Origin of the sequence: Burkholderia sp. 22313, from assembly GCF_052045245.1 — a bacterium.
In the GTDB taxonomy this organism is placed as follows: domain Bacteria; phylum Pseudomonadota; class Gammaproteobacteria; order Burkholderiales; family Burkholderiaceae; genus Burkholderia.
Genome location: NZ_JBQEON010000011.1, coordinates 134,882 through 160,322, shown reverse-complemented (window position 1 = coordinate 160,322; position 25,441 = coordinate 134,882). Strand labels below are relative to the sequence as shown.

Annotated in this window: 26 protein-coding genes and 2 pseudogenes; 11 read left to right on the top strand and 17 right to left on the bottom strand. The window is 66.5% G+C overall.

Annotation, left to right across the window (positions count from 1 at the left end; translation table 11 throughout):
- Nucleotides 1–286 precede the first annotated feature (286 nt).
- Nucleotides 287–700 carry a hypothetical protein gene (locus ACTJKF_RS12025; protein ID WP_440623756.1) on the bottom strand — a complete coding sequence of 138 codons (414 nt, stop codon included), beginning with the start codon at nt 698–700 and terminating at the stop codon, nt 287–289.
- Nucleotides 701–1,082: 382 nt separating this feature from the next.
- On the opposite strand from ACTJKF_RS12025, the gene ACTJKF_RS12020 reads away from it, so the two are divergent.
- Nucleotides 1,083–1,469, top strand: a complete 387-nt coding sequence (locus ACTJKF_RS12020; RefSeq protein WP_440623755.1) for a hypothetical protein — start codon at nt 1,083–1,085, stop codon at nt 1,467–1,469.
- A gap of 124 nt (nt 1,470–1,593) precedes the next feature.
- Here the strand turns inward: ACTJKF_RS12020 and ACTJKF_RS12015 are convergent, their stop codons facing one another.
- Entirely contained in the window at nt 1,594–1,926 is a 333-nt protein-coding gene (locus ACTJKF_RS12015) for a barstar family protein (RefSeq protein ID WP_440623754.1), read from the bottom strand.
- Between the two features lie 202 nt (nt 1,927–2,128).
- Nucleotides 2,129–3,097, bottom strand: a complete 969-nt coding sequence (locus tag ACTJKF_RS12010; protein WP_440623753.1) for a helix-turn-helix transcriptional regulator — start codon at nt 3,095–3,097, stop codon at nt 2,129–2,131.
- 142 nt (nt 3,098–3,239) lie between these two features.
- Here ACTJKF_RS12010 and ACTJKF_RS12005 point away from each other — a divergent pair, with 142 nt between their 5' ends.
- Nucleotides 3,240–3,902 (top strand): glutathione S-transferase family protein, encoded by a 663-nt coding sequence (locus ACTJKF_RS12005; protein WP_440623752.1) that lies wholly within the window; start codon nt 3,240–3,242, stop codon nt 3,900–3,902.
- A 71-nt stretch (nt 3,903–3,973) separates the two neighbouring features.
- Here the strand turns inward: ACTJKF_RS12005 and ACTJKF_RS12000 are convergent, their stop codons facing one another.
- From ACTJKF_RS12000 to fdhD, 5 genes are all read right to left on the bottom strand, one after another.
- Nucleotides 3,974–4,231, bottom strand: a complete 258-nt coding sequence (locus ACTJKF_RS12000) for a MoaD/ThiS family protein (RefSeq protein ID WP_440623751.1) — start codon at nt 4,229–4,231, stop codon at nt 3,974–3,976.
- A gap of 58 nt (nt 4,232–4,289) precedes the next feature.
- A complete protein-coding gene (locus ACTJKF_RS11995) occupies nt 4,290–4,853 on the bottom strand; it encodes a molybdenum cofactor biosynthesis protein MoaE (RefSeq protein WP_440623750.1) in 564 nt (187 codons plus the stop codon).
- Nucleotides 4,854–4,899: 46 nt separating this feature from the next.
- Entirely contained in the window at nt 4,900–6,021 is a 1,122-nt protein-coding gene (gene moaA, locus ACTJKF_RS11990) for a GTP 3',8-cyclase MoaA (protein ID WP_440623749.1), read from the bottom strand.
- A 190-nt stretch (nt 6,022–6,211) separates the two neighbouring features.
- A complete protein-coding gene (locus ACTJKF_RS11985; RefSeq protein WP_440623748.1) occupies nt 6,212–7,426 on the bottom strand; it encodes a molybdopterin molybdotransferase MoeA in 1,215 nt (404 codons plus the stop codon).
- On the bottom strand, nt 7,423–8,295 hold the full coding sequence (gene fdhD / locus ACTJKF_RS11980; protein WP_440623747.1) for a formate dehydrogenase accessory sulfurtransferase FdhD: 873 nt from the start codon (nt 8,293–8,295) through the stop codon (nt 7,423–7,425). Before fdhD ends, ACTJKF_RS11985 begins: the two co-directional genes overlap by 4 nt.
- A gap of 405 nt (nt 8,296–8,700) precedes the next feature.
- Between fdhD and ACTJKF_RS11975 the strand changes: the two genes are divergently transcribed.
- The 4 genes from ACTJKF_RS11975 (at nt 8,701) to ACTJKF_RS11960 (ending at nt 12,660) form a co-directional block, all read left to right on the top strand.
- Nucleotides 8,701–10,101, top strand: a complete 1,401-nt coding sequence (locus ACTJKF_RS11975; RefSeq protein WP_440623746.1) for a cytochrome ubiquinol oxidase subunit I — start codon at nt 8,701–8,703, stop codon at nt 10,099–10,101.
- A 3-nt stretch (nt 10,102–10,104) separates the two neighbouring features.
- A complete protein-coding gene (gene cydB / locus ACTJKF_RS11970) occupies nt 10,105–11,112 on the top strand; it encodes a cytochrome d ubiquinol oxidase subunit II (protein WP_440623745.1) in 1,008 nt (335 codons plus the stop codon).
- A gap of 182 nt (nt 11,113–11,294) precedes the next feature.
- Nucleotides 11,295–12,215, top strand: coding sequence for a bestrophin family protein (locus ACTJKF_RS11965; RefSeq protein WP_440623744.1), 921 nt, complete (start codon nt 11,295–11,297; stop codon nt 12,213–12,215).
- A 46-nt stretch (nt 12,216–12,261) separates the two neighbouring features.
- Nucleotides 12,262–12,660, top strand: coding sequence for a VOC family protein (locus ACTJKF_RS11960; protein WP_440623743.1), 399 nt, complete (start codon nt 12,262–12,264; stop codon nt 12,658–12,660).
- Between the two features lie 49 nt (nt 12,661–12,709).
- Here ACTJKF_RS11960 and trpS read toward each other — a convergent pair whose 3' ends face one another.
- On the bottom strand, nt 12,710–13,723 hold the full coding sequence (trpS, locus tag ACTJKF_RS11955; protein ID WP_440623742.1) for a tryptophan--tRNA ligase: 1,014 nt from the start codon (nt 13,721–13,723) through the stop codon (nt 12,710–12,712).
- A gap of 205 nt (nt 13,724–13,928) precedes the next feature.
- Nucleotides 13,929–14,084: a hypothetical protein gene (locus ACTJKF_RS11950; RefSeq protein WP_440623741.1), complete on the bottom strand. Its 156-nt coding sequence runs from the start codon at nt 14,082–14,084 to the stop codon at nt 13,929–13,931.
- 240 nt (nt 14,085–14,324) lie between these two features.
- Between ACTJKF_RS11950 and ACTJKF_RS11945 the strand changes: the two genes are divergently transcribed.
- Nucleotides 14,325–14,516 carry an AbrB/MazE/SpoVT family DNA-binding domain-containing protein gene (locus tag ACTJKF_RS11945; protein WP_440623770.1) on the top strand — a complete coding sequence of 64 codons (192 nt, stop codon included), beginning with the start codon at nt 14,325–14,327 and terminating at the stop codon, nt 14,514–14,516.
- A 19-nt stretch (nt 14,517–14,535) separates the two neighbouring features.
- Nucleotides 14,536–14,767: pseudogene (locus ACTJKF_RS11940) on the top strand (hypothetical protein); the annotation flags it as partial.
- On the opposite strand, the gene ACTJKF_RS11935 reads toward ACTJKF_RS11940, so the two are convergent.
- The 7 genes and pseudogenes from ACTJKF_RS11935 to ACTJKF_RS11905 form a co-directional block, all read right to left on the bottom strand.
- Nucleotides 14,761–15,048: a hypothetical protein gene (locus tag ACTJKF_RS11935; RefSeq protein WP_440623740.1), complete on the bottom strand. Its 288-nt coding sequence runs from the start codon at nt 15,046–15,048 to the stop codon at nt 14,761–14,763. The pseudogene ACTJKF_RS11940 and the gene ACTJKF_RS11935 overlap by 7 nt on opposite strands.
- A gap of 130 nt (nt 15,049–15,178) precedes the next feature.
- Complete coding sequence (locus ACTJKF_RS11930; protein ID WP_440623739.1) at nt 15,179–17,458, bottom strand: FdhF/YdeP family oxidoreductase; 2,280 nt, start codon at nt 17,456–17,458, stop codon at nt 15,179–15,181.
- A gap of 124 nt (nt 17,459–17,582) precedes the next feature.
- Nucleotides 17,583–18,917, bottom strand: coding sequence for an AAA family ATPase (locus tag ACTJKF_RS11925; RefSeq protein ID WP_440623738.1), 1,335 nt, complete (start codon nt 18,915–18,917; stop codon nt 17,583–17,585).
- A 1-nt stretch (nt 18,918) separates the two neighbouring features.
- Nucleotides 18,919–20,277 (bottom strand): annotated as a pseudogene (locus tag ACTJKF_RS11920) (Clp protease N-terminal domain-containing protein); the annotation flags it as partial.
- 712 nt (nt 20,278–20,989) lie between these two features.
- Nucleotides 20,990–21,259 carry a hypothetical protein gene (locus tag ACTJKF_RS11915; protein WP_440623737.1) on the bottom strand — a complete coding sequence of 90 codons (270 nt, stop codon included), beginning with the start codon at nt 21,257–21,259 and terminating at the stop codon, nt 20,990–20,992.
- A gap of 113 nt (nt 21,260–21,372) precedes the next feature.
- Nucleotides 21,373–22,188: a family 1 encapsulin nanocompartment shell protein gene (locus ACTJKF_RS11910; RefSeq protein WP_440623736.1), complete on the bottom strand. Its 816-nt coding sequence runs from the start codon at nt 22,186–22,188 to the stop codon at nt 21,373–21,375.
- Nucleotides 22,181–23,257 carry a Dyp-type peroxidase gene (locus tag ACTJKF_RS11905; RefSeq protein WP_440623735.1) on the bottom strand — a complete coding sequence of 359 codons (1,077 nt, stop codon included), beginning with the start codon at nt 23,255–23,257 and terminating at the stop codon, nt 22,181–22,183. Before ACTJKF_RS11905 ends, ACTJKF_RS11910 begins: the two co-directional genes overlap by 8 nt.
- Nucleotides 23,258–23,678: 421 nt before the next feature.
- Here ACTJKF_RS11905 and ACTJKF_RS11900 point away from each other — a divergent pair, with 421 nt between their 5' ends.
- From ACTJKF_RS11900 to ACTJKF_RS11890, 3 genes are all read left to right on the top strand, one after another.
- Nucleotides 23,679–23,876, top strand: coding sequence for a hypothetical protein (locus tag ACTJKF_RS11900; RefSeq protein WP_440623734.1), 198 nt, complete (start codon nt 23,679–23,681; stop codon nt 23,874–23,876).
- Nucleotides 23,873–24,325, top strand: a complete 453-nt coding sequence (locus ACTJKF_RS11895; RefSeq protein ID WP_440623733.1) for a phosphate-starvation-inducible protein PsiE — start codon at nt 23,873–23,875, stop codon at nt 24,323–24,325. Before ACTJKF_RS11900 ends, ACTJKF_RS11895 begins: the two co-directional genes overlap by 4 nt.
- A gap of 298 nt (nt 24,326–24,623) precedes the next feature.
- A partial coding sequence (locus ACTJKF_RS11890) for a PLP-dependent aminotransferase family protein (RefSeq protein ID WP_440623732.1) occupies nt 24,624–25,441 on the top strand: 818 nt, incomplete at its 3' end.

The following is a 25,441-nucleotide window of genomic DNA, read 5'->3' as shown; positions in this document are numbered from 1 at the left end:
AACGGAGGGATTTTCTTGCTGCGTCGATTTTGGGCGGGGTGTGCGGGAGCCTTGTCGTGCAAGGTTGTATGGACAATTCGGAGGGGCGCTCGCAGAAGCGGGGACGGGTGACGCCAGTCGACCGTTCGTGGCGTCGGGCCTTCGTCTGGCGTGGCGTCGAGGCTATCGACGACTGATTCCGCGATGTGAAAAGGGCGCTTCTCCGTCGGGAGCGTCCTGGTGGTGATGGCGGGCGGGTGGATTGCCGTGGATGCTCCTTTCCGTTTGGCCCGGCAGGTTCGGAAAGTCAGCGGATAAGCTGTCCGAAAACCCGAGCCCATACCGTCCGAAGGCGTCGCGCGCGATCTTCGAAGAGATATGAGGCCGCCAGGGTCAAGAGACCGGAAATTGCGCCCGTCACGATGTGCTCGACATAGGGGGTACGGTAGTGACTCGTGTGAGAGTAGGCGTCGCCCAACGTTGTCAGGACGCCAACGATCAGCGCATTGCCGTATCGATTCGCGTAGAGTTTCGCCGCGGGGGTGAAAGTCAAAAGTACAGCGAGGAGTCCAGTCAGCAGACCTGTATGAAATGCGATAGTCCAGTGGGTAAGGCTCATGACATTGCCCCAGCTCCCCGGCATGCAGGTCATGCACGCACTGGTCGGCTGCCAGAAACGCTGGATAAACAGTCTGACGCGACGCTTCCACTCGGTTGACATGATGCATTCCCATCCATGCCGTCGTCACGGCCGGCGCCACCACACGTATCGTTGACGCAGTTTCCAAACGCTTAACGAGCTTGTCGCCGTGGTCACGGATGGGCTGACTATGTGCTGTCGAGGCCGAGCAATAATCTGGACATGGGGAATACTACTCCAGGATCAGACGGCCGCTGTTTCGACCGAGACCGGAACTCAACGCTTGCGTCTGTCGGCGCGGCCCCGTCCGTGACGGGCATCGAACGATGCGCTTGCGCGCGAAGTCGACGGCCGGCATCGACCCGGAGCGGGCAATCAGGTTTTCCGCTAACGGCCATTCAGCATCAGGCTTTGGCGCTGGTAGGATTCACGTCTGGCTGGCTTAATCGGAGCGATTCAGCAAATGAAATTCGAGATCGAAGGGAAAGCGGAAATCATTTCGCCAACTCCACGGCAGATCACCCGATCACTGCAATCGCTACGAAGCTATGGAAAATCTTCTTACGCGTCGTTGACTGACGCTCGTGGTAGCTACGTGCAGGTAGCGGGCGGCGGTGCTAGTTGCATGATCGAGCGTTACGAATTCGATGTGCAGCGGTGGAGGGCATTCCACGACAAACCGTCACCCGTGTGCCCCGACGGCACCGTCTTGGTCTTCCGGGCGGGCAGCATTCCGATGCGCTCAGATGAATGGTTCATGGCCGACCAAGTTGCCGAAGTATTTCTGGCCTTCTTCAACGGTGTCCCATACCCACCATTTGTTCATTGGCGACCAGCGCCGAGCCTTTAAGTAACGGAAGGCAGCAGCCGGGAGGCGGGTTGGCCGGCATCTGTACCTTAGTACTGTCGTCGATTCAAAGCTTGAATTCGACTGACCGAAGCTGGCCGCAGTGCGCCTGGCGCTGTCCTTCGATTCAGTCGTAGTACGAGAGTGCGACCAAAGCGGCTTCATGCTCGCGCGTACGACGCCAGTTCACGAAAGCGCACGCGTCTAGCAAAGCCTCGAATAGGTCTGGGCAGCGCCTCCGGAAACTGATGACAGCTCCAAGCTGTATCGCCAACGTCTCTCCCGGCCTGACATGCAAGCTCGTCATCGCAGCCTCGGGCTCATCGAGGTAACCCAAACAGTCAATCAACGCGTCCATGTTGTTGCCATAAAACGCGGGAAAACCAAAGACCTGCGAGAAGACCCGATGGAACGAAGGCCAGTCTGTAATTTCAGTCGTGTCTACGAACACTTTCGTCATCGTGTTTTTCCGAATTCCGTTGCGTTTCTAAGCGGTTCCCATAGTTACCCCATTGTCGGATTGTCGACGATTCTGGCACCGAGTACCAGTGACTGTTCCTGGCCGAACCCCGCCCGACGCGATCAACCGTAGCGAACAGTCGCATTATCAGACGTTGCGTTTGACCGGCCCCTGCAATGGCGCCTCATCCCGATAACGTCTTTTACCCGTACAGCCGGGTCACCGCTCCCATTTCTTCCTTGAGCTTGCCCACGAGCGCCGGCGGCCCGAGCACCTTCACCTCCGCACCAAACCCCAGCAGCTTGCGCGCACCATGCTCGGTCGATTCGATCGGCATCAGGAATTCCTTCCACCCCGACGGCGCCGCAACGCTACCCGCACGTTCCAGAACCGGCATGACCTTGACGCGCGCATTGACCAGCCAGTTCTCCCCGCGCGCCGACACCGCAATGTGCGCGGTCATCCGATAAAGCTCCGCTTCATACCGGTTCATCGCATCCCGCCAGTGCTGCGCGAGGTCGAACCGCGCGGGCCGCTTGAACCGACGACGCGACGCCCCGAGTTCCCGAATGTTCGCGAGCCGGAAAGTCAGCGCATCGCGCTTGCCCGCAACCTTCGCCACCACGTACCACGCACCGCCCTTGAGCACCAGCCCGAGCGGATCGAGCGTGCGACGCGACACACCACGCCAGCTCTCGTACGTCACGTCGATCCGCTGCGACTGCCACACCGCATCGGCGACTTCACGCAGCAACGCCGGGGTTTCCTGCGCGCGATACCAATCCACCGTATCGACGTGCAGCCGGCTCGCGACCCGATCCGCGTGCTCGCGCGAGCCTGGCGGCAAGCTGGCGATCATCTTCAATCGTGCGGAGGTGGCGATCCCGTCCAGCCCGAGTTCTCCCGCCGGCCCCGGCAAACCCGCGAGAATCAGCGCGTGCGCTTCCTGCTCGGTCAGCCCCGTGAGATCGGTTCGCCAGCCATCCTGCAACTGAAAGCCGCCATTGCGCCCGCGATCGCCCCAGATCGGCACGCCGGCCGTCGACAACTGGTCGATGTCGCGCAGGATCGTGCGCTCGGATACCTCCAGCGCGGCAGCCAGCGCCGGCGCGGTCATGCGGCCGCGCGCCTGCAACATCATCATGATCGACAACAGGCGGCTGGCTTTCATGGGCGGCACCCCATCCGAAAATACATGACAAGAGATGTCATGTTATCGGATCTATGATCGGTCGCATCCCGATTCGCATCCCGATTCGCATGCGCGATGCGAAGTCCGGGGCACGACGCGAAAACCCATGGAGGAGCGACAGATGAAAATCCTGACCGGCCCATTGAGCATGTTCGGCGCGAAAGTCGAGATCGCCGCGCACGAGAAGGGCATCGCATTCGAGCGCGTGCAGGTGCCGTTCACGCAGCAGCGCGGCTACGACCCGAAGCATCCGGACGTCCTGCGGATCAACCCGAAGCGTCAGGTGCCGGTGCTGATCGACGGCGACCTGGAGATCTTCGATTCCACGCAGATCTTCGAGTATCTGGAAGACCTGAAGCCCGATCCCGCGTTATGGCCGGCGCAACCGAAGGCGCGCGCCGTTGCGCGTCAGCTGGAGCACTGCAGCGACGAGATCTATTTTCCGCACATCATCCGGCTGATGGGGCTCGAAGACACGCCGGATCATCCGGCGGCGCAGGCCGCGCGCGACGAAGCGCGGCAATACTATCGACGCATGGAACGCGTGCTGGGGAACCGGGAATTCCTGGCCGAAACCTATTCCTGCGCGGACATCGCGTTCTACATGGCGCAGTTGTTCGGCGCGCGCAAGGGCGCGCCGATGACGGAAGAAACGCCGAACCTGCTGGCCTGGCGCGAACGCATGACCGCGCGTCCGGCCGTGCGGAAAGTGGCTGGTGCGATGGCCGGTTATCTCGCGTCGATCGACCATCCGGTTCCGGACTTTCTTCGCGGACTCGACTAGTCATCCGTTGCGCATCGAGCGGCGACGAACCGCCAATCACCGGCCGCCGCCCGCCGCCCGATGCGAACGGATCACCCGCCCGTCACCGGCGGAAAGAACGCCACCTCGCTATCCTCCCGCACGACGAACCCGCCCGTCACCATCTCGAGATTCACGGCGGCACGCACGGGCCGGTCCATCCGCAGCGCTTCCGCGCTACGCGCATCGCGTGCGGCCAGCCTGCCGCGCAGCGCATCGACGGTGACCTCCTGCGCATCGAACTCGACGACTTCCTCGTCGATATGCAGCTGTTCGCGAATGCTTGCAAAGTATTTGATCGTCAGTTTCATTGCGACGTCCTGAGCGGAATCGGCAGAATCGGAATCGAAAAGGGTTTGACCGGCACGCTCACCCCCAGCGCCGCATCGCCTGATCGTCATGCGCCTTCGGCTCGACCCAGCCGGATACGCCGTCATGCCGGATCTCCTTCTTCCAGAACGGCGCGTGCGTCTTCAGGAAGTCCATCAGGAATTCGCACGCATCGAACGCGGACGCGCGATGCGCGGCGGCCACCACGACGATCACGACCGCCTGGCCGAGCGGAATGTGCCCGACGCGATGCACGATCTTCACTGCTTCCAGCCGCCAGCGCGCGCTGGCTTCCTCGACGATGCTCCATAGCGCCTGCTCGGTCATCGTCGGGTAGTGCTCGACTTCGAGCGCGATCACGTCGTCGACGTCGCCTTCGTTGCGCACGACGCCGATGAAATTCACGACCGCACCGACATTCGGATTGCGAACGATCGGCGCGATCTCGGCGCCGGTGTCGATCGCCGCGTACTGCACACGCACCTCGAAGCCGGCGGCAATTGCCGGCGGCGGTTCGGCATGCGGGTCGGCGGGTTCGGGATGGCTGCCGTTACGCGACGGATCGTCGGGTAGCGCGGCACGGGATTCGGTGCAACTCGTCATGACGGTTCTCCAGTAAGCGGTGCGCGCCGCTTCGCGCGGCAGCCCGTCAGCCGCCGACGAGCGACATGCGCACGGTCGGATAGGTCTTGCCCGATGGGCGGGCCGTGCGGGTGGCCCGCCGCTCGGAATAGCGATCGTCGCGCTGCGTCCATCGATCGCGCACGGCATCGGCGAGGCGGTCGATCGATGCCGCGGCGTCGAGCCACGGCCGCAGGTCGGTGCCCTGTGTCGCGAACAGGCACGTATAGAGCTGGCCGTCGGCGGACACGCGTGCGCGCGAGCACGTGCCGCAAAACGGATGCGACACGCTCGCGATGAAACCGACTTCGCCCGCGCCGTCGATGTGCCGGCAGCGGATCGCGGTGGCGTCGTGCCCCGGTTCGCCGACGAGCACGAGCGGATAGCTGGCCTCGATGCGTTCGCGCATTCGCGCAGCCGGCACGACCTTGGCGCCCGACCACGCGCTCGCGCCGCCGACGTCCATGTATTCGATGAAGCGCACGGCCACGCCGCTATGACGGAAGTGGCGCACGAGCGGCAGGATCTGGTCGTCGTTCGCGCCGCGCTCGATCACCGCGTTGACCTTCACCGGCGCGAGCCCGGCCGCCTGCGCGGCTTCGATGCCGGCGAGCACGCGCGCAACGGGCACGTCGGCATCGCTCATCCGGCGGAACACGGCATCGTCGATCGCGTCGAGGCTCACCGTCACGCGCGACAGGCCGGCTTCGCGCAGCGCGCGCGCCTTCGCGGCAAGCAGTGAACCGTTGGTGGTGAGGGCGATTTCGACGGGCTTGCCGGCGACGGTCGTGAGCGTCGCGAGCCGCTCGATCAGCGCTTCGAGGTGGCGGCGCAGCAGCGGCTCGCCGCCGGTGAGGCGGATCTTCTCGACGCCGAGCGAAACGAACGCACGCGCGATCTTCTCCAGTTGCGTGAACGACAGCCGCTCGGAGGACGGCATGAACGCGTAGTCGGGCCCGAAGCTGTCGCGCGGCATGCAGTAGCCGCAGCGGAAATTGCACTGGTCGATGACGGACAGCCGCAGGTCGCGCAGCGGCCGCGCGAGCGTGTCGAGCGGGCGGGAGACGGCGCCGGACGACGCGCCGCCGGGTGCGGCGACGGCCGGCGTGGCGGAAACGAGGGTAGTCACGATCGGTTCGTCGGCCTGCATGAAGTGAGCGGAGTGGCGTCGCCGATCGGCCAGGTGTGCGCCGACGTGTCGGCGCACGGGTCGTGGCGAGCCTCATCGTGAGGATAGTCCGCCGGATTTTTCCGGCAGAGACACAATCCCGCGCGAAATGCAGGAATACAGTTCGTGACCCGGCATGCACGATACGCGGGCAGCGCGCGCAGGCGTGCGCTCATGTAAGCCACTGCGTGAATTCGTAATACGGCACGGCTTCGCCGCGTGCGATGCGGCGGCCGGCCGGCAGCCGCGCGAGTCCGCTGGCCTGCACGAGCGATTGCAGCGTGCCGGCGCCTTGCTGCCGCAGCGTGTCCAGCACGGGGGCGCCGTGGGCGTCGATGGTGCGGCGCACCCGGACGAAGCGTTCGCGCTGCGCATCCGGCTCGACGTCGACATCGATCGGCAGCGACGGGACGGCCGGCAGGCAGTCGTCGCGCCCCTGCAGGCGGCGGATCAGCGGCGCGACGAACAGCGCGAAGGCAATCATCGCGGCGCCCGGATTGCCGGGCAGCAGCACCACGGGCCGATCGTCGAGCCGCGCGAGCGCGACGGGCTTGCCGGGTTTCATCCGCACGCCCGACACCACGAACGACGCGCCGAGCGCGCTCAGCGCGGGGCGCAGCAGGTCCTTGTCGCCGACCGATGCCCCGCCGATGCAGACGACCAGGTCGCAGCGTGCCGCCATCGCGCGCAGCGCGCGATCGACGGCGGCCGGCGTGTCGGCGGCATGCTCGCTCGCCGCGACGCCGGCACCGGTTCCCGACACCAGCGCGGCCAGCATCGGCGCGTTGCTGTTGTAGATCTGCTGCGGTGCACGCGGCGCGCCGCACGCGACGAGCTCGTCGCCGGTCGTCAGGATGCCGATTCGTAGCGGCGGGCGCACGTCGATGTGCGCACAACCTTGCGCGGCGGCGACGCCGACGTGCATCGCGCCGAGCCGCACGCCGGCGGGCATCAGCAGGTCGCCCGCGCGCACTTCCTCGCCGCGCCGGCGGATATGCGATCCGCTGCGCTGCGGCGCATCGAACGCAACCCAGCCGTCCTGCTCGTGCGCGTGCTCCTGCATCACGACGGTATCGGCACCGGGCGGAATCAGGCTGCCGGTGAAGATGCGCGCGGCCGTGCGCGGCGCCAGCGGTAACGGCGCATCGCCCGCGTAACAGCGCTGCGCGACACGCAGCGGCTCGCCGTGTGCGAGGTCCGCATGACGCAGCGCGTAGCCGTCCATCGCGCTCTGGTCGGCGGGCGGCTGGTCGAGCACGGCGGTCAGCGGCGCGGCCAGCACCTGGCCGACGGCCTGCCCGACCGGCACGGAGACGACCGTTCGAGGCGGCGCGAAGGCACTGGCGAAATGGCGTTGGGCGAGTTCGAAATCGGTGAGGGCTTTCATCGGGCGGTGAGCGCATGCGGTTGCGCAAGCGTCGGTTCGGGTAACGGGAGCGCGTCGGGTGACGCGTATTCGACGAAGCCGTCGTTGCGGCAGAAGCCGAGCAGCCGCACGCCGGCTTCGCGGGCGACGTCGATCGCGAGAGACGTCGGCGCCGAGATCGTCGCGATCATCGGCATGCCGACGCGCGCGGCCTTGCGCACGAGCTCGTAGCTTGCGCGGCTGGACAGGAACACGAAGCCCGCGGTCAGATCGGCGCGGCGCCGCGCGAGCCGGCCGATCAGCTTGTCGAGCGCGTTGTGGCGGCCGACGTCCTCGAAGACGTCCAGAACGGTGCCGGCGCGGTCGCACCAGGCGGCGGCATGGATGCCGCCGGTCGCGCGCATCAGCGGTTGTTGCGCCGGCAACGTGCGGGCGGCGCGCGCCACGGCGTCGGCGCCGATGCCGGCCGCCGCGCCCGCGGCCGCGATGCGCGGCGGATGCAGGTCGAGCTGCGCGATGCTTTCGATGCCGCAGATACCGCAGCCGGTGCGGCCGGCCAGTGCGCGGCGGTGTGCCTTCAGCGCCATGAACGCCTGCTGCGAGATGGTCAGCCGCACTTCGGCGCTGCCGGGCCGGCATTCGCTCTCGATCTCGAAGACGTCCGACGCGCGCTCGACGATGCCTTCGCTCAGCGCGAAGCCGAGGCCGAACGCGTCGAGGTCGATCGGCGTCGCCATCATGACCGTGTGCGCGATGCCGTTGAACACGAGTGCAACCGGCGTTTCGTCGACCACGCGATCGACGGTGTCCCGTACCTCGCCGGCACGATGACGCATCACGTGACAGGCGCGGCTGCCGGACGGCTCGTCGGGACGATCGCTGGACTCCATGCGGTTTTCTCCAGGGGGGCCGGCGCGTGCGCCGGGTGACGGAAGGGTTTCTGCCCGGCGGCGGTGCGCGACGTCGCGCCGGATCGCCGCGGGCAGGTGATGAGCGGATGGTACGGGCGCTCGGCCGTGCCGCGAACGTACAGCGTTGCAGTGCGGAAAGCAGTACAGCTGAAGGCTCCGCCGCACCGAAACGGGTTTTCCGGACACACATCTCCGGCACCGGGGAAAGCACAGTTTCAGCGCACGTTCGCACGATTGCGAGTATCGTCGGAAACGCGATATCGTCATTCACGCTTCGTTGCCGTGCACTGCGATCCGTCAATAGTTGCACGTGCCGTCGCGAAGCCGTCGCGCGATTTCCCTGCTTCGAGCTGACGTCCTCACAACCACGAGCAAATTACAGTCATGGAAATCTTCGATGCGTTCCATCTCGCACGATTGCAATTCGCGTTCACGGTGTCGGTCCACATCGTGTTTCCGGCGATCAGCATCGGCATGGCGAGTTTCCTGGCGGTGCTGGAATGGCGTTATCTCGTCACCGGCGACGCGGCCTATAAATCCATGTTCCAGTTCTGGTCGAAGATCTTCGCGATCGGCTTCGGGATGGGCGTCGTCTCCGGCGTCGTGATGGCCTACGAGTTCGGCACGAACTGGGCGGGCTTCTCGCGCGTCGCGGGCAACATCACCGGCCCGCTGCTGACTTACGAAGTCCTGACGGCCTTCTTTCTGGAGGCGGGCTTCCTCGGCGTGATGCTGTTCGGCTGGCAGCGCGTGAGCCCGCGCGCGCACTTCTTCGCGACGCTGATGGTCGCGGTCGGCACGCTGATCTCGACGTTCTGGATTCTCGCGTCGAACAGCTTCATGCAGACGCCGCAGGGCTACAAGATCGAGAACGGCCTCGTCGTGCCGGTCGACTGGTTCAAGGTCATCTTCAACCCGTCGTTCCCGTATCGCCTCGTGCACATGACGATCGCGGCGTTCATCGTCGCGGCGTTCATCGTCGCCGCGTGCGGTGCGTGGCACCTGCTGAAGGGGCGCCGCGACGAGCCGGTGAAGCGCAGCTTCTCGATGGCGCTGTGGATGCTGCTGTTGCTCGCGCCGGTCCAGATCGTCGTCGGCGATGCGCACGGGCTGAACACGCGCGAATACCAGCCGGCGAAGATCGCGGCGATCGAGGGGCTGTGGGAAACCGAGAAGGGCGGCACCGCGCTGAACCTCGTCGGGCTGCCCGACATGCAGGCCGAGACGACGCGCTATGCGATCCAGGTGCCGCACCTCGGCAGCCTGATCCTCACGCACAGCTGGAGCGGCGAGATTCGCGGGCTGAAGGAATTCCCGCCGCAGGACCGTCCGTTCTCGCCGATCGTGTTCTGGACGTTCCGGATCATGGCCGGCCTCGGGATGCTGATGCTGCTCACCGCGCTGCTCGGGCTGCTGCTGAGGAAGGGCGGGCGCCTGTATGAAACGCGCTGGTTCCAGTGGTTCGTCGTGTGCATGGGGCCGTCGGGCATCGTCGCGCTGCTGGCCGGCTGGATCACGACCGAGGTCGGGCGACAGCCGTGGACCGTGTACGGCGTGCTGCGCACCATCGATTCAGCCTCGCCGCTCAGCGCGCAACAGGTCGGCGTGTCGCTGCTGATCTTCGTGATCGTGTATTTCCTGGTGTTCGGAACGGGGATCTATTACATGATGAAACTGATGAAGCGCGGGCCGGCTGCACACGCCGGATATATCGAGCTGCACCGGCATCCGGGGCTGCGCAAGAGCGCGCTGTCCACGCCGCTGAACGTCACCGAAGCGGAGTAAGCCATGCAAATCGATCTTCCTGTCGTGTGGGCCGCGATCATCGGCCTCGGCGTGTTCATCTACGTGATGCTGGACGGCTTCGATCTCGGCATCGGCCTGCTGTTTCCGTTCTTCGAAACGCCGGCCGAACGCGAAGTCATGCTGAACACCGTCGCGCCGGTGTGGGACGGCAACGAGACCTTTCTCGTGCTCGGCGGCGCGGGGCTGTACGGTGCGTTCCCGGTCGTCTACTCGACGTTGCTGCCGGCGAACTACCTGCCGCTGATCCTGATGGTGGTCGGGCTGATCTTCCGCGGCGCGGCATTCGAGCTGCGCGCGAAGGCGAGCCGCACGCAGCATCTGTGGGATCTCGCGTTCATCGGCGGCTCCGCGCTGGCGGCGTTCTGCCAGGGGATCACGCTCGGTTCGCTGCTGCAGGGCATCCATATCGTGAACAACCAGTTCGCGGGCGGGCCGTTCGACTGGCTGTCGCCGTTCAGCCTGTTCTGCGGGATCGGCGTGCTCATCACCTATGCGACGCTCGGTTGCGGCTGGCTGATCCTGAAGGTCGACGGCGAGCTGCAGCGCAAGATGCGGCAGTTGATGAAGCCGCTCACGGGCGTGCTGCTCGCCGTGATGGGCGTGGTCAGCCTGTGGACCGTGATCGGGCTGCCGGCGGTCGCGCACCGCTGGTTCGGCAGCGGCAACCTCGGCTGGTTCCTGCCGGTGCCGATCCTCGTCGTCGCGTGCGTGTGGGGCATCTTCCACACGGTGAAGCGCCAGCACGAGGCCACGCCGTTCCTGCTGACGCTCGCGATCGTGTTCCTCGGCTACACCGGGCTCGTGATCAGCATCTGGCCGAACATCGTGCCGCCGTCGCTGACGATCTGGGATGCGTCGTCGAGCCATTCGAGCCAGCTGTTCGCGCTCGTCGGCACGGTGATCGTGCTGCCGATCATCCTCGTGTACAACGCGATGCAGTACCGTGTGTTCCGCGGCAAGGTGCGCGAGGGCGACGCCGGCTATCACTGACCGGCGACTGACCGGGGTGCCCGGTGGCGAGGTGCGGCGGGCGCGGGCGTATCATCACGCACGCCGCGGCGGATCCCTGCACCCGGCCCGGCCCCGACCCGACAGCGGCCCGCCACGCGCGGGCCGTTGCATATCCGGCGCGCGATCCGCATGGCGTATTCCCTTGGCAGTCGAGACAAATCATGATCGTCAGACCACGACAAAACTGGCTCAGGATGCTGTTCGTATGGAACGGCTCCGTGCTGCAATCGATCATTCCGCAACTCGTGTTCATGGCGATCGTCAGCACGCTGGCGGTCTTCACGAACGGGCGCATCTTCGGCGAGAAGATTCCGCTGAACACCGCGCCGTTCACGCTGTTCGGGCTCGCGCTCGCGATCTTTCTCGCGTTTCGCAACAACGCGAGCTTCGAGCGCTTCAAGGAGGCGCGGCTGCTGTGGGGCAACCTGCTGATCGCCGCGCGCACCGTCACGTCGCAACTGCGGCGCTACCTGCCCGACAGCATTGGCGATGCGGAGCGCAACCGGCTCGCCGATCTGCTGATCGCGCTCACCTATGCGCTGAAGCATCAGCTGCGTCATACCGATCCGATGCCGGACCTGCGGCGCATTCTCGGCGCCGAGCGGGCCGCCGCGCTCGCGCACAAGTGCTACCAGCCGGTCGCGATTCTCGATGAACTGCGCGGCGACATCGTCCGCGCGCTGGGCCGCGCGCCCGGCAGCGACGCGACGTGCTGGATGTTCGATGCGCAGCTGGCCGAACTCGGCAAGGCGGTAGGCGGCTGCGAGCGGATTCTCACGACGCCGATTCCGTTCTCGTACAGTGTGCTGCTGCATCGCACCGTCTATGCTTATTGCGTGCTGCTGCCGTTCGGTCTCGTCGATTCGACGGAATTCTTCACACCACTGATCTGCGTGTTCATCGCATACACGCTGATCGCGCTCGAAGCGATCGCGAACGAGGTCGCGGAGCCGTTCGGTCTTGCGCCGAACGCGCTGGCGCTCGACGCGATGACGCGCACGATCGAGCGGTCGGTGCTGGAGCTCGGCGATCGCGCGCTGCCGGAGGAGTTCGTGCCGGCGTCGACGTATCAGATCACGTAAGCCGGGCAGCGAGGCGCGGCGGCACGCACGATGCGGAGGACATGACATGCGTATCTACGTGACGAGCATCTTTGTCGACGATCAGGACAAGGCGCTTGCGTTTTATACCGGCGTGCTCGGCTTCAGGTTGAAGAACAATGTGCCGGTGGGTGAATTTCGCTGGCTGACGGTCGTGTCGAAGGACCAGCCCGACGGCACCGAGCTGATGCTCGAGCCGAGCCACCATCGTGCGGTCGGGCCGTATCGTCAGGCACTCTACGAGGACGGCATTCCGGCGGCATCGTTCCAGGTCGACGATCTCGACGCGGAGTTCGCGCGGCTCGATGCGCTCGGCGTGCGCTTCACGCTGGCGCCGATGGACGCAGGGCCGGTGCGGGTCGCTGTGCTCGACGATACGTGCGGGAACCTCGTGCAGCTGATGGAGCTGACGGCCTCTTCCGCCTGAAGGCGGCGGCACGCACCCGTTGAATACGCGCGCACGCCGCCATCGCGCCTCAATCGAAATACGTCAGCCCCATCGCGCCTTTCACCTCGGCCAGCGTCGCCCCGGCCACGTCGCGCGCATGCATCGTGCCGCGCTTCAGGATCGCCATCACTTCCGCCTTGTCCGCTTCGAATTCGCGGCGGCGCGCACGGATCGGTTCGATCAGCGCCTGCAGCCGCTCGTTGAGCACGCGCTTCACGACGCTGTCGCCGAGGCCGCCGCGGCGATAGTGCGCCTTCAGTTCGTCGACCTTCTGCACGTCCGGCTCGAACGCGTCGAGGAACGTGAACACGACGTTGCCTTCGACCTGGCCGGGATCGCTCACACGCAGGTGGTTCGGGTCCGTGTACATGTCCTTCACGGCCTGCGTGATCTCGTCGGGCGTCGAGCCGAGCGTGATCGCGTTGCCGAGCGACTTGCTCATCTTCGCCTTGCCGTCGATGCCCGGCAGCCGCGTGACCGCCGACAGCACGGCCTCGCATTCGACCAGCACCGGCTTGTCGACCGTCGCGTTGAAGCGGCGCACGAGTTCGTTGGTCTGCTCGATCATCGGCAACTGATCGTCGCCGACCGGCACGTGCGTCGCCTTGAAGGCGGTGATGTCGGCCGCCTGGCTCACCGGGTAGGTCAGGAAGCCGGCGGGGATGTCGCGCTCGAAACCGCGCAGGCGAATCTCTTCCTTGATGGTCGGATTGCGCTCGAGGCGCGCGACCGTGACGAGGTTCAGCAGGTATTGCGACAGCTCGGCGAGCTCGGGCACCTGCGACTGGACGACGATCGTCGAGATCGCCGGATCGATGCCGACGGCCAGGTAGTCGAGCGCGACTTCGATCACGTTCTCGGTGACGCGCTGGCGCCGGCCCATGTTGTCGGTCAGCGCTTGCGTGTCGGCGAGCAGCAGGAACTGCGTCGCGTCGTGCTGCATCTGCACGCGTGCGCGCAGCGAGCCGATGTAGTGGCCGAGATGCAGCGGGCCGGTGGTGCGGTCGCCGGTAAGGATGGTCGGACGGGTCGGGTGCGTCATGGTAGCGATGGGCTCCGGGTTATCGAAGCCGCCAGCCATGATTTCAGCGCAGAAACGCAAATGCCGCCATGGCTGGCGGCATCACGTTTTGGACATGCAAAAGGAAACGGGCCGCCTGGGTCAGGCGCGCCACCAGCGATGCACGTTCGGCGAGGCAGGTTGGGTTTCCATTGCGCGAGTATAGCGCAGCGCGGTGAGCCGTGCTTCAGCGCACGGCGGATTCCAGCGCGAGGCGCGCGACTTCGGCGGACGGCCACAGCAGGTACAGCAGGCCGGCCATCAGCAGCAGCGCGCAGGCGCGCACCACGGGCGTGCGGTCCTTCTCGCTCAGGGTGCGGATGTGCTGCTTCAGTTTGTTCATGCTTGCAGGCGCGACGTGCGCCTCTCCAACGGTTGCTGCAACGGGCCCGGGTGGGGCGCCGAGATGCCACGGGTTCAACGAGGGGTCAGGCGGGTGGCCCGGCGCGGCAAGCGGTCGGGCGCGGGGATCGAAAAAGGGCACGATCGGGCGTCCGGTATGCGCATCGGGCAGGCGACGCGCATCCTACCAGTTCAAGGGCGGGCGCACAGTCAAGAATTGTCGGGCAATGCTGGAGGGCGCTTGCCACGGGAACCGGGTTTGAGGCAGGGGGAGGGTTTTTCAGTACGGGGCGAGACGACCGGCCGGTATGAGCTCTACCCGGCCACGCGCTCGCTTGCGTCGCTCAAGGGCATCGTGAAGAAGCCCGCCAAACCGGTGTCGATCGAAGAAATGAATCGGGCCATCGACGAGCACCGAGCATTCGCACGATGATCGGACTCGATTCGACGCGTCGCCGCACATGCAACTACGCCAGATCATAAAGGCGCGCGGCCACTTCCCGTCGGACGAGGCCGCACGCAAGCCGATCTGACGGGCACTGCGCAACGTCGTTGCCAAATGGACCGGCTCTCGGCACGCTCGGACAAGCGCGATCACGCTTCGCGTTGCTTTACCCGGAGCACTTCAGCCAGCCCGTCTCACACACGAAATTCCGGGTACGCCAGGCGGCCGGTCGTCAATAGTCACGATGCTCGTGCTCATGCTCGTGCTCGCGCCACGGATCACGATCACGCGGATGGCGATGCCGCCACGCATCGTGTTCCCAGTAGCGATGACCGTCCCAATAGCGGTCGCCGTGCATGCCAATCGTGACGGACACATCCGCCCCCGGGGCGGGATCTCTCTGTTCGTACCGCGGTTGCGGGGCATAGTCTTGTGCGAAGGCCGCGCCGGCCGCGACGAGGGCGCTGCCGGCCACGAGCGTCGCCAGAACGCGACGGGTTGCAATTGTCTTGGGTTTCATCGAGCTGTCCTCCATCAAATACCTGGAAACGAGCAACGCGCACGATTCGTTCCCATACGACGCGGCGGGCAGGTTCAGGCGCGCGGCATGCCGTCGCGTGCCGTGCGTCGCGCACCTGCCCGAACCCGGCTCAGGCGGTCGCCGAGCGCGCGACCCGAACCGGCACCGACTTGTACGACGGCGTGCCGCTTTCCTTGTCGATGTAGTCGAGCGGCACGAGCACGTTCGCTTCCGGGTAATACGCGCCGACCGACCCCGGCGCGATGTCGTACTCGATCGCGGTGATCTTCTCGAGACGCAGCGTGCGGCCGGACGCGGTGATCGTCTCGATGTCGACGAGATCGCCGTGTTCGAGCCCGTACTTCGCGAGATCGGCCGGGTTCATGAACAGCACGTCGCGTCGCCCGAACACGCCGCGATAGCGATCGTCGAGCCCGTAGATCGTCGTGTTGTACTGGTCGTGGCTGCGCAGCGTGATCAGCCGCAGCACCTGCTCGGCGCCGAGCACGTCCGCGTCTTCCTTCACGCCCGTGTAGACCGAGAACATCGCCTTGCCGGTCGGTGTGGGCCACACGCGTTCGGTGGGCGGCAATGGCAGGCGGAAGCCGCCCGGCGTGCGGATCCGTTCGTTGAACGCCTCGAAACCGGCCACCGTCTTGTCGATCAGGTCGCGGATGCGGTCGTAGTCGGCGATCAGGTCGAGCCAGGCGACCTTGCTCGCCGGCAGCGTCGCATGCGCGATCCCCGCGACGATCGCGGGCTCGGAGCGCAACTGGTCGGACGCCGGCTTGAGCTTGCCGGCCGATGCGTGAACCATCGACATCGAATCCTCGACGGTGATCGACTGCCGGCCGCTCGCCTGCATGTCGAGCTCGGTGCGGCCGAGCACGGGCAGGATGTAGGTTTCCTTGCCGACCAGCAGGTGCGAGCGGTTCAGCTTCGTGCCGAGATGCACGCTGAGATCGAGCTTCGCCATCGCGGGGAACGACAGCTCGGGATCGGGCAGCGCGACCGCGAAGTTGCCGCCGAGGCACAGCAGCGCCTTGGCCTGGCCGTCGACCATCGCCTGCATGGCCTGCACCGCGTCGTGCCCGTGATGCGCGGGCGGCTTGAAGCCGCACACGTCCTCGATCTTCTGCAGGAACTCGGCCGACGGCTTCTCGGTGATGCCGACCGTGCGGTTGCCCTGCACGTTCGAGTGGCCGCGCAGCGGGCATATGCCCGCACCGGGCTTGCCGAAGTTGCCGCGCATCAGCAGCAGGTCGGCGATCAGGCGTACGGTTGCGGTGCCCTTGTTGTGCTGCGTGACACCCATCCCGTACGTGACGATCGTCGCGTTCGACTTCGCATACGCGAGCGCGACCTGTTCGAGCTGCGCCTGGCTCAGGCCGCTCGCGCGCTCGATGTCGTTCCACGACGTGGCCTGCAGGTCGGCGGAGAACGCGTCGAAGCCGTCGGTGTGCTGCGCGATGAACGCCTTGTCGAGCACGTCGCCACGCTCGGCCTCGAGCTGCAGCAACGCCTTCATGATGCCCTTCAGCGCGGCCGCGTCGCCGCCCGCGTCGACCTGGTAGTAGGTGGACGCGATGCGCGTCGAGCCGAACGACGCCATCTCGATCATGTCCTGCGGATCCGCGAAGCGTTCGAGCGCGCGCTCGCGCAGCGGATTGAACACGATGATCGGCACGTTGCGGCGCGAGCATTCGTGCAGCGTGCCCATCATCCGCGGGTGGTTCGTGCCGGGGTTGTGGCCGATCGAGATGATCAGCTCGCAATGATCGAAGTCCTCCAGCGACACCGTGCCCTTGCCGATCCCGATCGACTGCGGCAACCCGACGCTGGTCGGCTCGTGGCACATGTTCGAGCAGTCGGGGAAGTTGTTGGTGCCGAGCTCGCGCGCGAACAGTTGATACAGGTAGGCGGCTTCGTTCGAGGCGCGCCCCGACGTATAGAACTCGACCTGATCGGGCGGCAGCGCGCGCAGCACTTCACCGATGCGCGCGAACGCGTCGTCCCATTCGACCGCGCGGAACGTGTCGGTCGCGCGATCGTAGACGAGCGGGTGCGTGAGCCGGCCCATGTTCTCCAGCTCGTAGTCGGACATCCGCAGCAGCGACGACACGGTGTTCGCCGCGAAGAACTCCGGCGTCACGCGCTTGGTCGTCGCTTCCCACGTGACGGCCTTCGCGCCGTTCTCGCAGAACTGGAAGGTCGACTTGTGTTCCTTGTCCGGCCATGCGCAGCCGGGGCAGTCGAAACCGTCGGGCTGGTTGGTCCGCATCAGCACGATCGGCGCCTCGATGGTTTCCATCTGCGTGCGCACCGCATCGGCTGTCGCGCGAAGCGCGCCCCAACCGCCGGCGGGCCCATCGTACTTCCTGATGCCTGGCACTTCGCGTCGATTTGTCATGTGAGTCTCCGAGAGCCGATCCCGCAGCGGGGTGGCTCGAGTTGCGCCGCATCGCGGCGTGGGGCGGCTCCGTCCGGCGGACGGAGCCGGTCATGCGGGCCCGTGGCTCCGGGCCTGTCTGGTATCAATGCGCGCCCTTCCTGGCGCCGGACGGCTTCTTGCCGGATGCCTTCGCCGCGACGGGCGGCGGCACATCGGACTTCGATTCGATATCCTTTTCAACGGGCGATGCCTTCGCCGCGTCGCCGTCAGGCTTGGCCTTGCCGTCGGCGCCGCGCTTTGCCTCCTTCGCCGCGGGCGGCGCGAGCTTGTCGAACGTCACCGTATCGCCGGCCTTGTCGTAGTCGAGTTCGACACGATCGCCGGACTTCAGCTTGTCGGCGAGGATCTCCTTCGCGAGTTTCGTCTCGATGATCTGCCGCACCTGCCGCTTCAGTTCGCGCGCGCCGAATTCCGGTTGATAGCCGGCTTCGGTCAGGTGTTCGACGAGCGAGTCGCCCATCACGAGCGTGATGTCCTGCGCGGCGGCGGTGCGCACCACGCGGTCGAGCTGGATCTGCACGATCGAGCGGATGTTCTCCTTCGACAGCGCATGGAACACGATCACCTCGTCGATCCGGTTCAGGAACTCGGGGCGGAAATGCCCCTTCAGCACCTGCATCAGCTGCTCGCGGATCGCCTTGTCGGTCTTGCGCGCGGCTTCCGGCTGCGTGAGGTTGTCCATGATGATCGCGGCGCCGAGGTTGCTCGTCGCGATGATGATCGTGTTGCTGAAGTCGACCACGCGACCCTTGCCGTCGGTCAGCCGGCCGTCGTCGAACACCTGCAGCAGCACGTTGTAGACGTCCGGATGTGCCTTCTCGATCTCGTCGAGCAGGATCACGCTGTACGGGCGGCGCCGTACGCGCTCGGTGAGCTGGCCGCCTTCGTCGTAGCCGACGTAGCCGGGCGGCGCGCCGATCAGCCGCGCGACCGCGTGCCGCTCCATGTATTCGGACATGTCGATGCGGATGATGGCCTGCTCGTCGCCGAACACGGTCTCGGCCAGCGCCTTCGCGAGCTCGGTCTTGCCGACGCCCGTCGGCCCGAGGAACAGGAACGTCGCGATCGGTCGGTGCGTCTGGCCGAGCCCGGCGCGCGACAGCCGCACCGCGTCGCTGACGGCGACCACCGCGTCGTTCTGACCGACCACGCGCTCGCGCAGCTGTTCCTCCATCTTCAGCAGCTTCTGGCGTTCTTCCTGGGTGAGCTCGGCCACCGGAATGCCGGTCAGCCGCGACACGACTTCGGCAACCGATTCGACGGTCACCTCGAGCGTTTCGGAGCCGGTCTTGCGCTGCCAGGCTTCCATCTTGTCGTCGAGCGCCTGCTGCTTCGCGTTGATCTGCTCCTCGAACTGCTTCGCTTCGTCGAAGCGCTTGCGCGACGTCGCGTAGTCCTGCTCGCGCTTCAGTTGCACGATCTGGGCTTCGTCTTCCTGGATGTCGACGGGGNCCGATCCGCACGCGCGCGGCGGCCTGGTCGATCAGGTCGATCGCCTTGTCGGGCAGGAAGCGCGACGTGATGTAGCGGTCGGCGAATTCCGCGGCCGCGACGAACGCGTCGTCGGCGAACGTGACCTGGTGGTGCGCCTCGAGACTGTCGCGCAGCCCGCGCAGGATCACGATCGTCTGCTCGACGCTCGGCTCCGGCACGAACACCGGCTGGAAGCGTCGCTCGAGCGCCGCGTCCTTCTCGATGTGCTTCTGGTATTCGTTGAGCGTGGTCGCGCCGATCAGGCTCAGCTCGCCGCGCGCGAGCGCCGGCTTCAGCACGTTCGCGATGTCGAGGCCGCCTTCGCCGCCGCCCTGGCCGGCACCGACGATCGTATGCAGCTCGTCGATGAACAGAATCAGTTCGTCGTGCTTCGCCGTGACTTCGTCGATCAGCTGCTTCGCGCGCTCCTCGAACTCGCCGCGATACTTCGCGCCGGCGACCATCGAGTTGATGTTCACTTCGACGAGCCGCTTGCCGCGCAGCACTTCGGGCACGTCGCCGTTCACGATCCGCTGCGCGAGCCCTTCGACGATCGCGGTCTTGCCGACCCCCGGCTCACCGATCAGCACCGGATTGTTCTTCTTGCGGCGCGCGAGCACCTCGATCGTGCTTTCGATTTCCTGCGCGCGGCCGAGCACCGGGTCGAGCTTGCCCTGGCGCGCGATCGCGGTGAGGTCGCGGCCGAACTTGTCGAGATTCGGCGTGCCGGTCGGCGCGTCGACGCGGCCGTCTTCCGCTCCCTTGCCGACGACCTTCACGACCTTCTGGCGCAGCGCTTCCGGCGTCACGCCGTATTTCTTCAGCAGCGTGCCGGCGATGCTGTCCGGCACCGCCGCGAGACCGATCAGCAGGTGCTCGGGGCCGATGTACGAGTGGCCGAGATCGCGCGACGCCTGGAACGCGTACTGCACGGCCTTCTTCACGCGCGGGGAGATCGACAGCTTGTCGAGCGACGCGTCGGGGGACGCGGTGCCGGTGTGCGCATGCTCGTCGATGTACGCCTTCAGGTCCTGCGGCGACAGCTTCAGTTCCTTCAGCAATGCCGCGCATACGTCGGTATCCGCGAGCGCGTACAGCAGGTGTTCGGTGTCGAGTTCGTTGCGGCGCAGTTCGTGGGCCTTCTCGGCCGCGTGCTGGAGCAGTTCGAGCGTCTGTTCGCTGAACGCGTCGGTCGGGTCGACCGATTCGCGCGGAATTTCGGCGGCGAGCGGCGAGTCGTCGCCGGTGTCGCCGAACAGCGACGGCGCGCCGCCGCCCAGCAGCGAATCGAACGGGTTCAGCATGCTCTGATGCCGCATCAGCTGACGGAAGTGGTAGTCGCAGATCGAGATCGTCTTGCGCTCGCCGTCCTGCATCACGGTGGCGCGCGCGACGGCCGGCCGGGCGTGACAGATATCACAAAGTGCGGGCATGGTGGTCTGGCTCCTGTCAATGAACGTGGATCGAAACGGACGTCCCGCTGCGAGATGGCGCGCGCGGCTCGCCACCGCACGACGCGACCGGCGGCGCGCGCGTCGCGCCGACATGGCAACCGGTCGCGTTCGGCACCGCAAAACCGGTGTCGCGCGGCGTCCGCGGCATCACTTCGACTGCGTTCAAAATAGCGAATCGGCCAGGGGCCTCCAAGACACAGTTCCGCACCGGCCCGGCCGCGAATTGCACCCTCACATGCGCGCGTGCGTGACACGCGAGGAGTACAGATGAGCGCGCACGCGGGTGCGGCGTGTGCGAAGCGGAACAACGGCGGTGCTGGAGGCGCGCGAGACGCGATGCGACATGCGCGCGCAGGGCACCGGTGCGCGGCAAACGGGAAGGGGCGCGGGCGCTGAAACGTGGCGCGAACGCATCGGCGCGATCGCGCCGGGGGACGGCGCGCGCGAGCGGGTTACGCCGGGCCGCGCGCGCACCGCAACCGGTGCGCGGCGAGAGGCGGATCGCGAAGTGGGCGGGTTGCACGGTGCGGGCCGGACATGGCGCATCCGCGGCGAACCGGTGTCAGTCTGCGAATGTCATCGCGAGCCGCTGTCGGGCAATCTGCTTCACGTCGGTTGACAGTGCTGCATTCTGCAGACCATTGGCCCAGACGGAGAACGAATCCTCGATCAGGTTGCGGGTGTCGGGCGGCAGTTCGGCCAGCATCAGCGACACCACGGTGAACAGCACGGCGGCATCGGCGGCCTGGCGGCTCGCGTTCGCGTCGACGGCCTGCTTCAGGTTGTCGATCGACGCGCGTAGCGCCTGTAATGCGTCATTCGAATCGCTCATTTCACGCTCCATGCAAGATGGTTCGGTCGGCGACGAACGTGCGGCCGGTCACGTGCAAAAGTCATCCGCGGCCGGTGCGCGCGACGCCCGGCAGGCCTCGCGCGCGCGGGACGTCAGGCCGCCGCGTTGCCCTGCGGCGCCACGGCCACCGATGCCTCGCTCGTCAGCATCAGGAACGTGAACGTTTCGCGCAGGTACAGGCGCACGACCTTGTCGGTATGGCTCGTGTAGCCGATCGACAAATCTTCGCCGAGATGCAGCTCGTAGTCGCCGCCGCGGGTGGACAGCACGCAGCCGCCGCTGATCGCCGGCGCCCAGATGATCTCGCCGCTGACGATGCGCTTGATGTGGCCGAGGACCGGATAGCCCTGGTCGCGTGCTTCGCTGAGCGCGGTGTACGCGTCCGAGCCGAGCACGACCGAGTACGGGCCGTCCACGCCGGCGAGCCGCAGCGCTTCGAGCGCGTCGCTGATCGCGTCCGGATACGCGCTGACGTCGGCCGGCAGCGTGAGCTTGCGGTTCGACGTGCCTTCGCGGATGCCGACGATGCCCGCGGCCTGATAGCCGTCGAAGATCGCGCCGTCTTCCGCGAACGCGAGGCGTTGCGCGGCGTCCTTCGCCGGCTGCCAGTCGGCGTCGCGCGCGCCGCGCTCGACGCTGTCGATCGCATCGCGGCTCAGCTCGAACGGCACCGTCAGCTCGACGATCGTGCGGACTTCGCGCAGCCGCGCGCTCACCTGCTCGCGCGGCGCGGCGACCTCGCTCAGATGCCCGGTGCCGACGGCCGACAACGCGGGGCCGGCCGGGCCTTCTACGTCGACCACGCGGCGCCCGGCCACCGAGCGCTTGAACGTGCGTGCGACTTCTTCCTCGATCTGTTCCCACGCGGGCGAGGCAATCGGTGCGAGTTCGCGGTGCAGGTTATTCATAGGTCGGGGTTCCTTTCAGCGATCCGATGTTCAGCGAGCCGTCACGATGCGGCACGCTCGATGCGGGTTCCGCCGGTGTGGCGGGGGTGTCGGCGGCAGCCGGCGCGGGGCGATCGGCGAGCGCGTCGAGCAGGTCGGCCGACGGCACGAAGAACAGCGAGCCGGTGACCGCGCGGCTGAAGTCGAGCAGCCGGTCGTAGTTGCCGGGCGGGCGGCCGACGAACATGTTCTCGAGCATCTGCTCGATCGGCGCCGGCGAGCGCGCATAGCCGATGAAATAGGTGCCGAATTCGCCGGAGCCGGGGCGCCCGAACGGCATGTTGTCGCGCAGGATCTTCACTTCCTGGCCGTTTTCGTCGAGCGTGGTCAGCGAGCTGTGCGAGCACGACGGCTTCACGTCCGGCCCGAGCTCGATGTCGGACAGCTTGGTCCGGCCGATGATGCGCTCCTGCGTCTCGACCGCGAGCGCGTTCCAGCCGGCCATGTCGTGCAGGTACTTCTGCACGATCACGTAGCTGCCGCCCGCGAATTGCGCATCTTCGTCGCCGATCACCGTGAAGTCGACCGCCTCGCGGCCTTCCGGGTTCTCGGTGCCGTCGACGAAGCCGATCATCGCGCGCTGGTCGAAGTTGCGGAAGCCGTGCACCTCGTCGACGACGGTGACCGCGTCGCCGAGCGCGTTGAGCAACTGGGTCGCGAGTTCGAAGCACAGGTCCATCGCGTCGGCGCGGATGTGCAGCAGGATGTCGCCGGGCGTCGCGATCGCGACGCGCTGGCCGGCGCCGAATTCGCGGAACGGATGCAGCGACGCGGGGCGCGGGTCGCCGAACAGCGCATCCCAGGCGTCGGCGCCGAAGCCGCACACGCAGGACAGGTTGCCGCCCGGCACGCGCTTGCCGACCGAGCGCACGAGCGCGGCGATGTCGCCGCACCATCCGCGGATCGTGTCGGCGCGGTCGGCGCCGGCGTTGACGGTGGCGACGAGGAAGATCGCGCTGCGCGTGATCGGGCTGTGGACGGCCTGGGAAAGCGGGGGAAGGGTCTGCATCGCGGCCTGCCGGTCAGTCATGTCGGGGCGGGCGGGCCGCGGCTGTCGCGGCGCGCGAAGGCGAACGGTGGGACTGTGTCATGCGACGGCTCTCTCTGGGCTTTTTGACAGGCGGATGAAGGGCGTCGCGCGGGCATCGCGCAACGGGCCGCGGCGGCTGCGGCCTGCCGCCCGGGCGCGACGGGGGGAGGCAGGGTGGCCGCGCGTTCGCCCGGCGCGTGAGCTGTGCGCACCGCGTAACGTCGTCGAGCATGCAATCTAGCAGCTTCGGCGGGTCTTTGGAACACGTATCGACGATCTGTCATTCGAATGGGTTGATCGGCGTCTGATTTTGCGCGGCGCGCATGCAGCTGTACTCCTGAAGTGCGCGCCGCTGTGCTCTTGAGCGGCCGTGGCGCGTGCAGTAGATTAGGCTTCGCTCCGCCCGCCGATGAGGGCCGCCATGACGAACCTGCTGGAAGCGATGCGTATTTTCGTCGCGGTGGTCGAGCGTGGCGGGCTGTCCGGCGCGACCGGAGCCGGTGCGCGCGCAACCGCTTCCGATGCACCCGTTGCGGCCTTTCCGCCACCCGATGCGATTCGTCGCGTCGACGCCGCATCGATCGCTCCCTCCACGTCATTGCACCGATCAGCGCCTTGAATACGTCTACTGTTACCGCCGATACGGCCGCCGAGCGCATCCGCCGCCGCTTCGGTCACTTCCTGCACGCGGCCGAGCTGGCCGGGCTGATCGTGATCGGTCTCGCGACCTCGTTCGCCATGGCGCAGGAAGCGTGGAAGGTCGTGCTCGCCGGCGAGGTGTCGCTGACCGACCTGCTGCTGATGTTCCTCTATCTCGAAGTCCTCGCGATGGATGTGCGTTACCTGCGGCTGGGCCGGCTGCCGGTGCGCTTTCCGCTGTTCATCGCGATGACGTCGCTCGCGCGCGACCTGATCCTGCGCGGCGCGACCGACAGCCCGGAGCGGATGCTGATGACGACGTTCGGGATCGTGCTGCTCGCGGTGGGCGTGCTGATTCTCAGTTTCGGTCAGCACCGCTTTCCGGCGGAAGTCGACGACGTCGAGGAGGATGCGCGTACGCGGCGGTAACGGAGCAGCACCGTCGCATGCGCCACGATTGCATCCCGCTGCACGTGCATCTGTTCACCACGCGCGCGCGATTTGGCGTTTGATCGCCCAACTGTCACTTACATTCGCCGAATTGACGCAGTAGGATGCCGATCCTTGTCACGATGGATTTCGCATTGCTATCCGCCTTCAATTTCGGTAATGGACGAGGCTCGCACCGGGACGCCCGCGGCCGGGCACGGCTATCCCGCTTCGCGCATCGGCGCGGCACGCCCACCCACGCGTCGCTGGCTGGTTCACCGCTGGCGGGGCGAGGCGGATGAAGCTCTACGAGAAATTCGCGAACGACATAGAGAGACTCATCCGGCAGCGCGTGTATCGACACGGCGATCGTGTGCCGTCGGTACGGCAGGCGAGCCAGCAGCACCGGATCAGCATCACGACCGTGCTGCACGCGTACCTGCTGCTCGAAAGCCGCGGGCTGCTGGAAAGCCGCCCGCAATCCGGTTACTTCGTGAACCTGCGCAACGACGACGGCTACGCGCCGGTGCGCGAGCTGCGGCCGTCGAAGCCGATCGCGATCTCGTCGTCGGTCGACGTGAGCCGGCTCGTGCTGTCGACGCTGCGCTCGATCGGCACCGACGATGCCGTGCCGCTCGGCTCGCCGTATCCGGACCCGAGCCTGTTCCCGTTCGAGAAACTGAACCGCTATGCGTATGCAGCCGGACGCGACAAGGCGCTGTGGGGCGTGACCGACGGGCTGCCGCCCGGACATCCGCGCCTGATCCGCCAGATCGCGCGGCGCTACCTGGAAAACGGGATGTCGGTCGATCCGAACGAGATCATCGTGACGGTTGGCGCGACGGAGGCGATGAACCTGTGCCTGCAGGCGGTCGCGAAGCCGGGCGACACGATCGCGGTGGAGTCGCCGACGTTCTACGCGATGCTGCACGCGATCGAGCGGATGGGGATGAAGGCGATCGAAGTGGCGACGCATCCGGAATACGGCATCGACATCGCGGCGCTCGCGGCGATCGCGAAGTCGCAGCCGATTGCTGCATGCATGGTGATGCCGAACTTCCAGAACCCGCTCGGTTTTCAGATGCCCGACGAGCGCAAGCGCGAACTGGTTGAGTT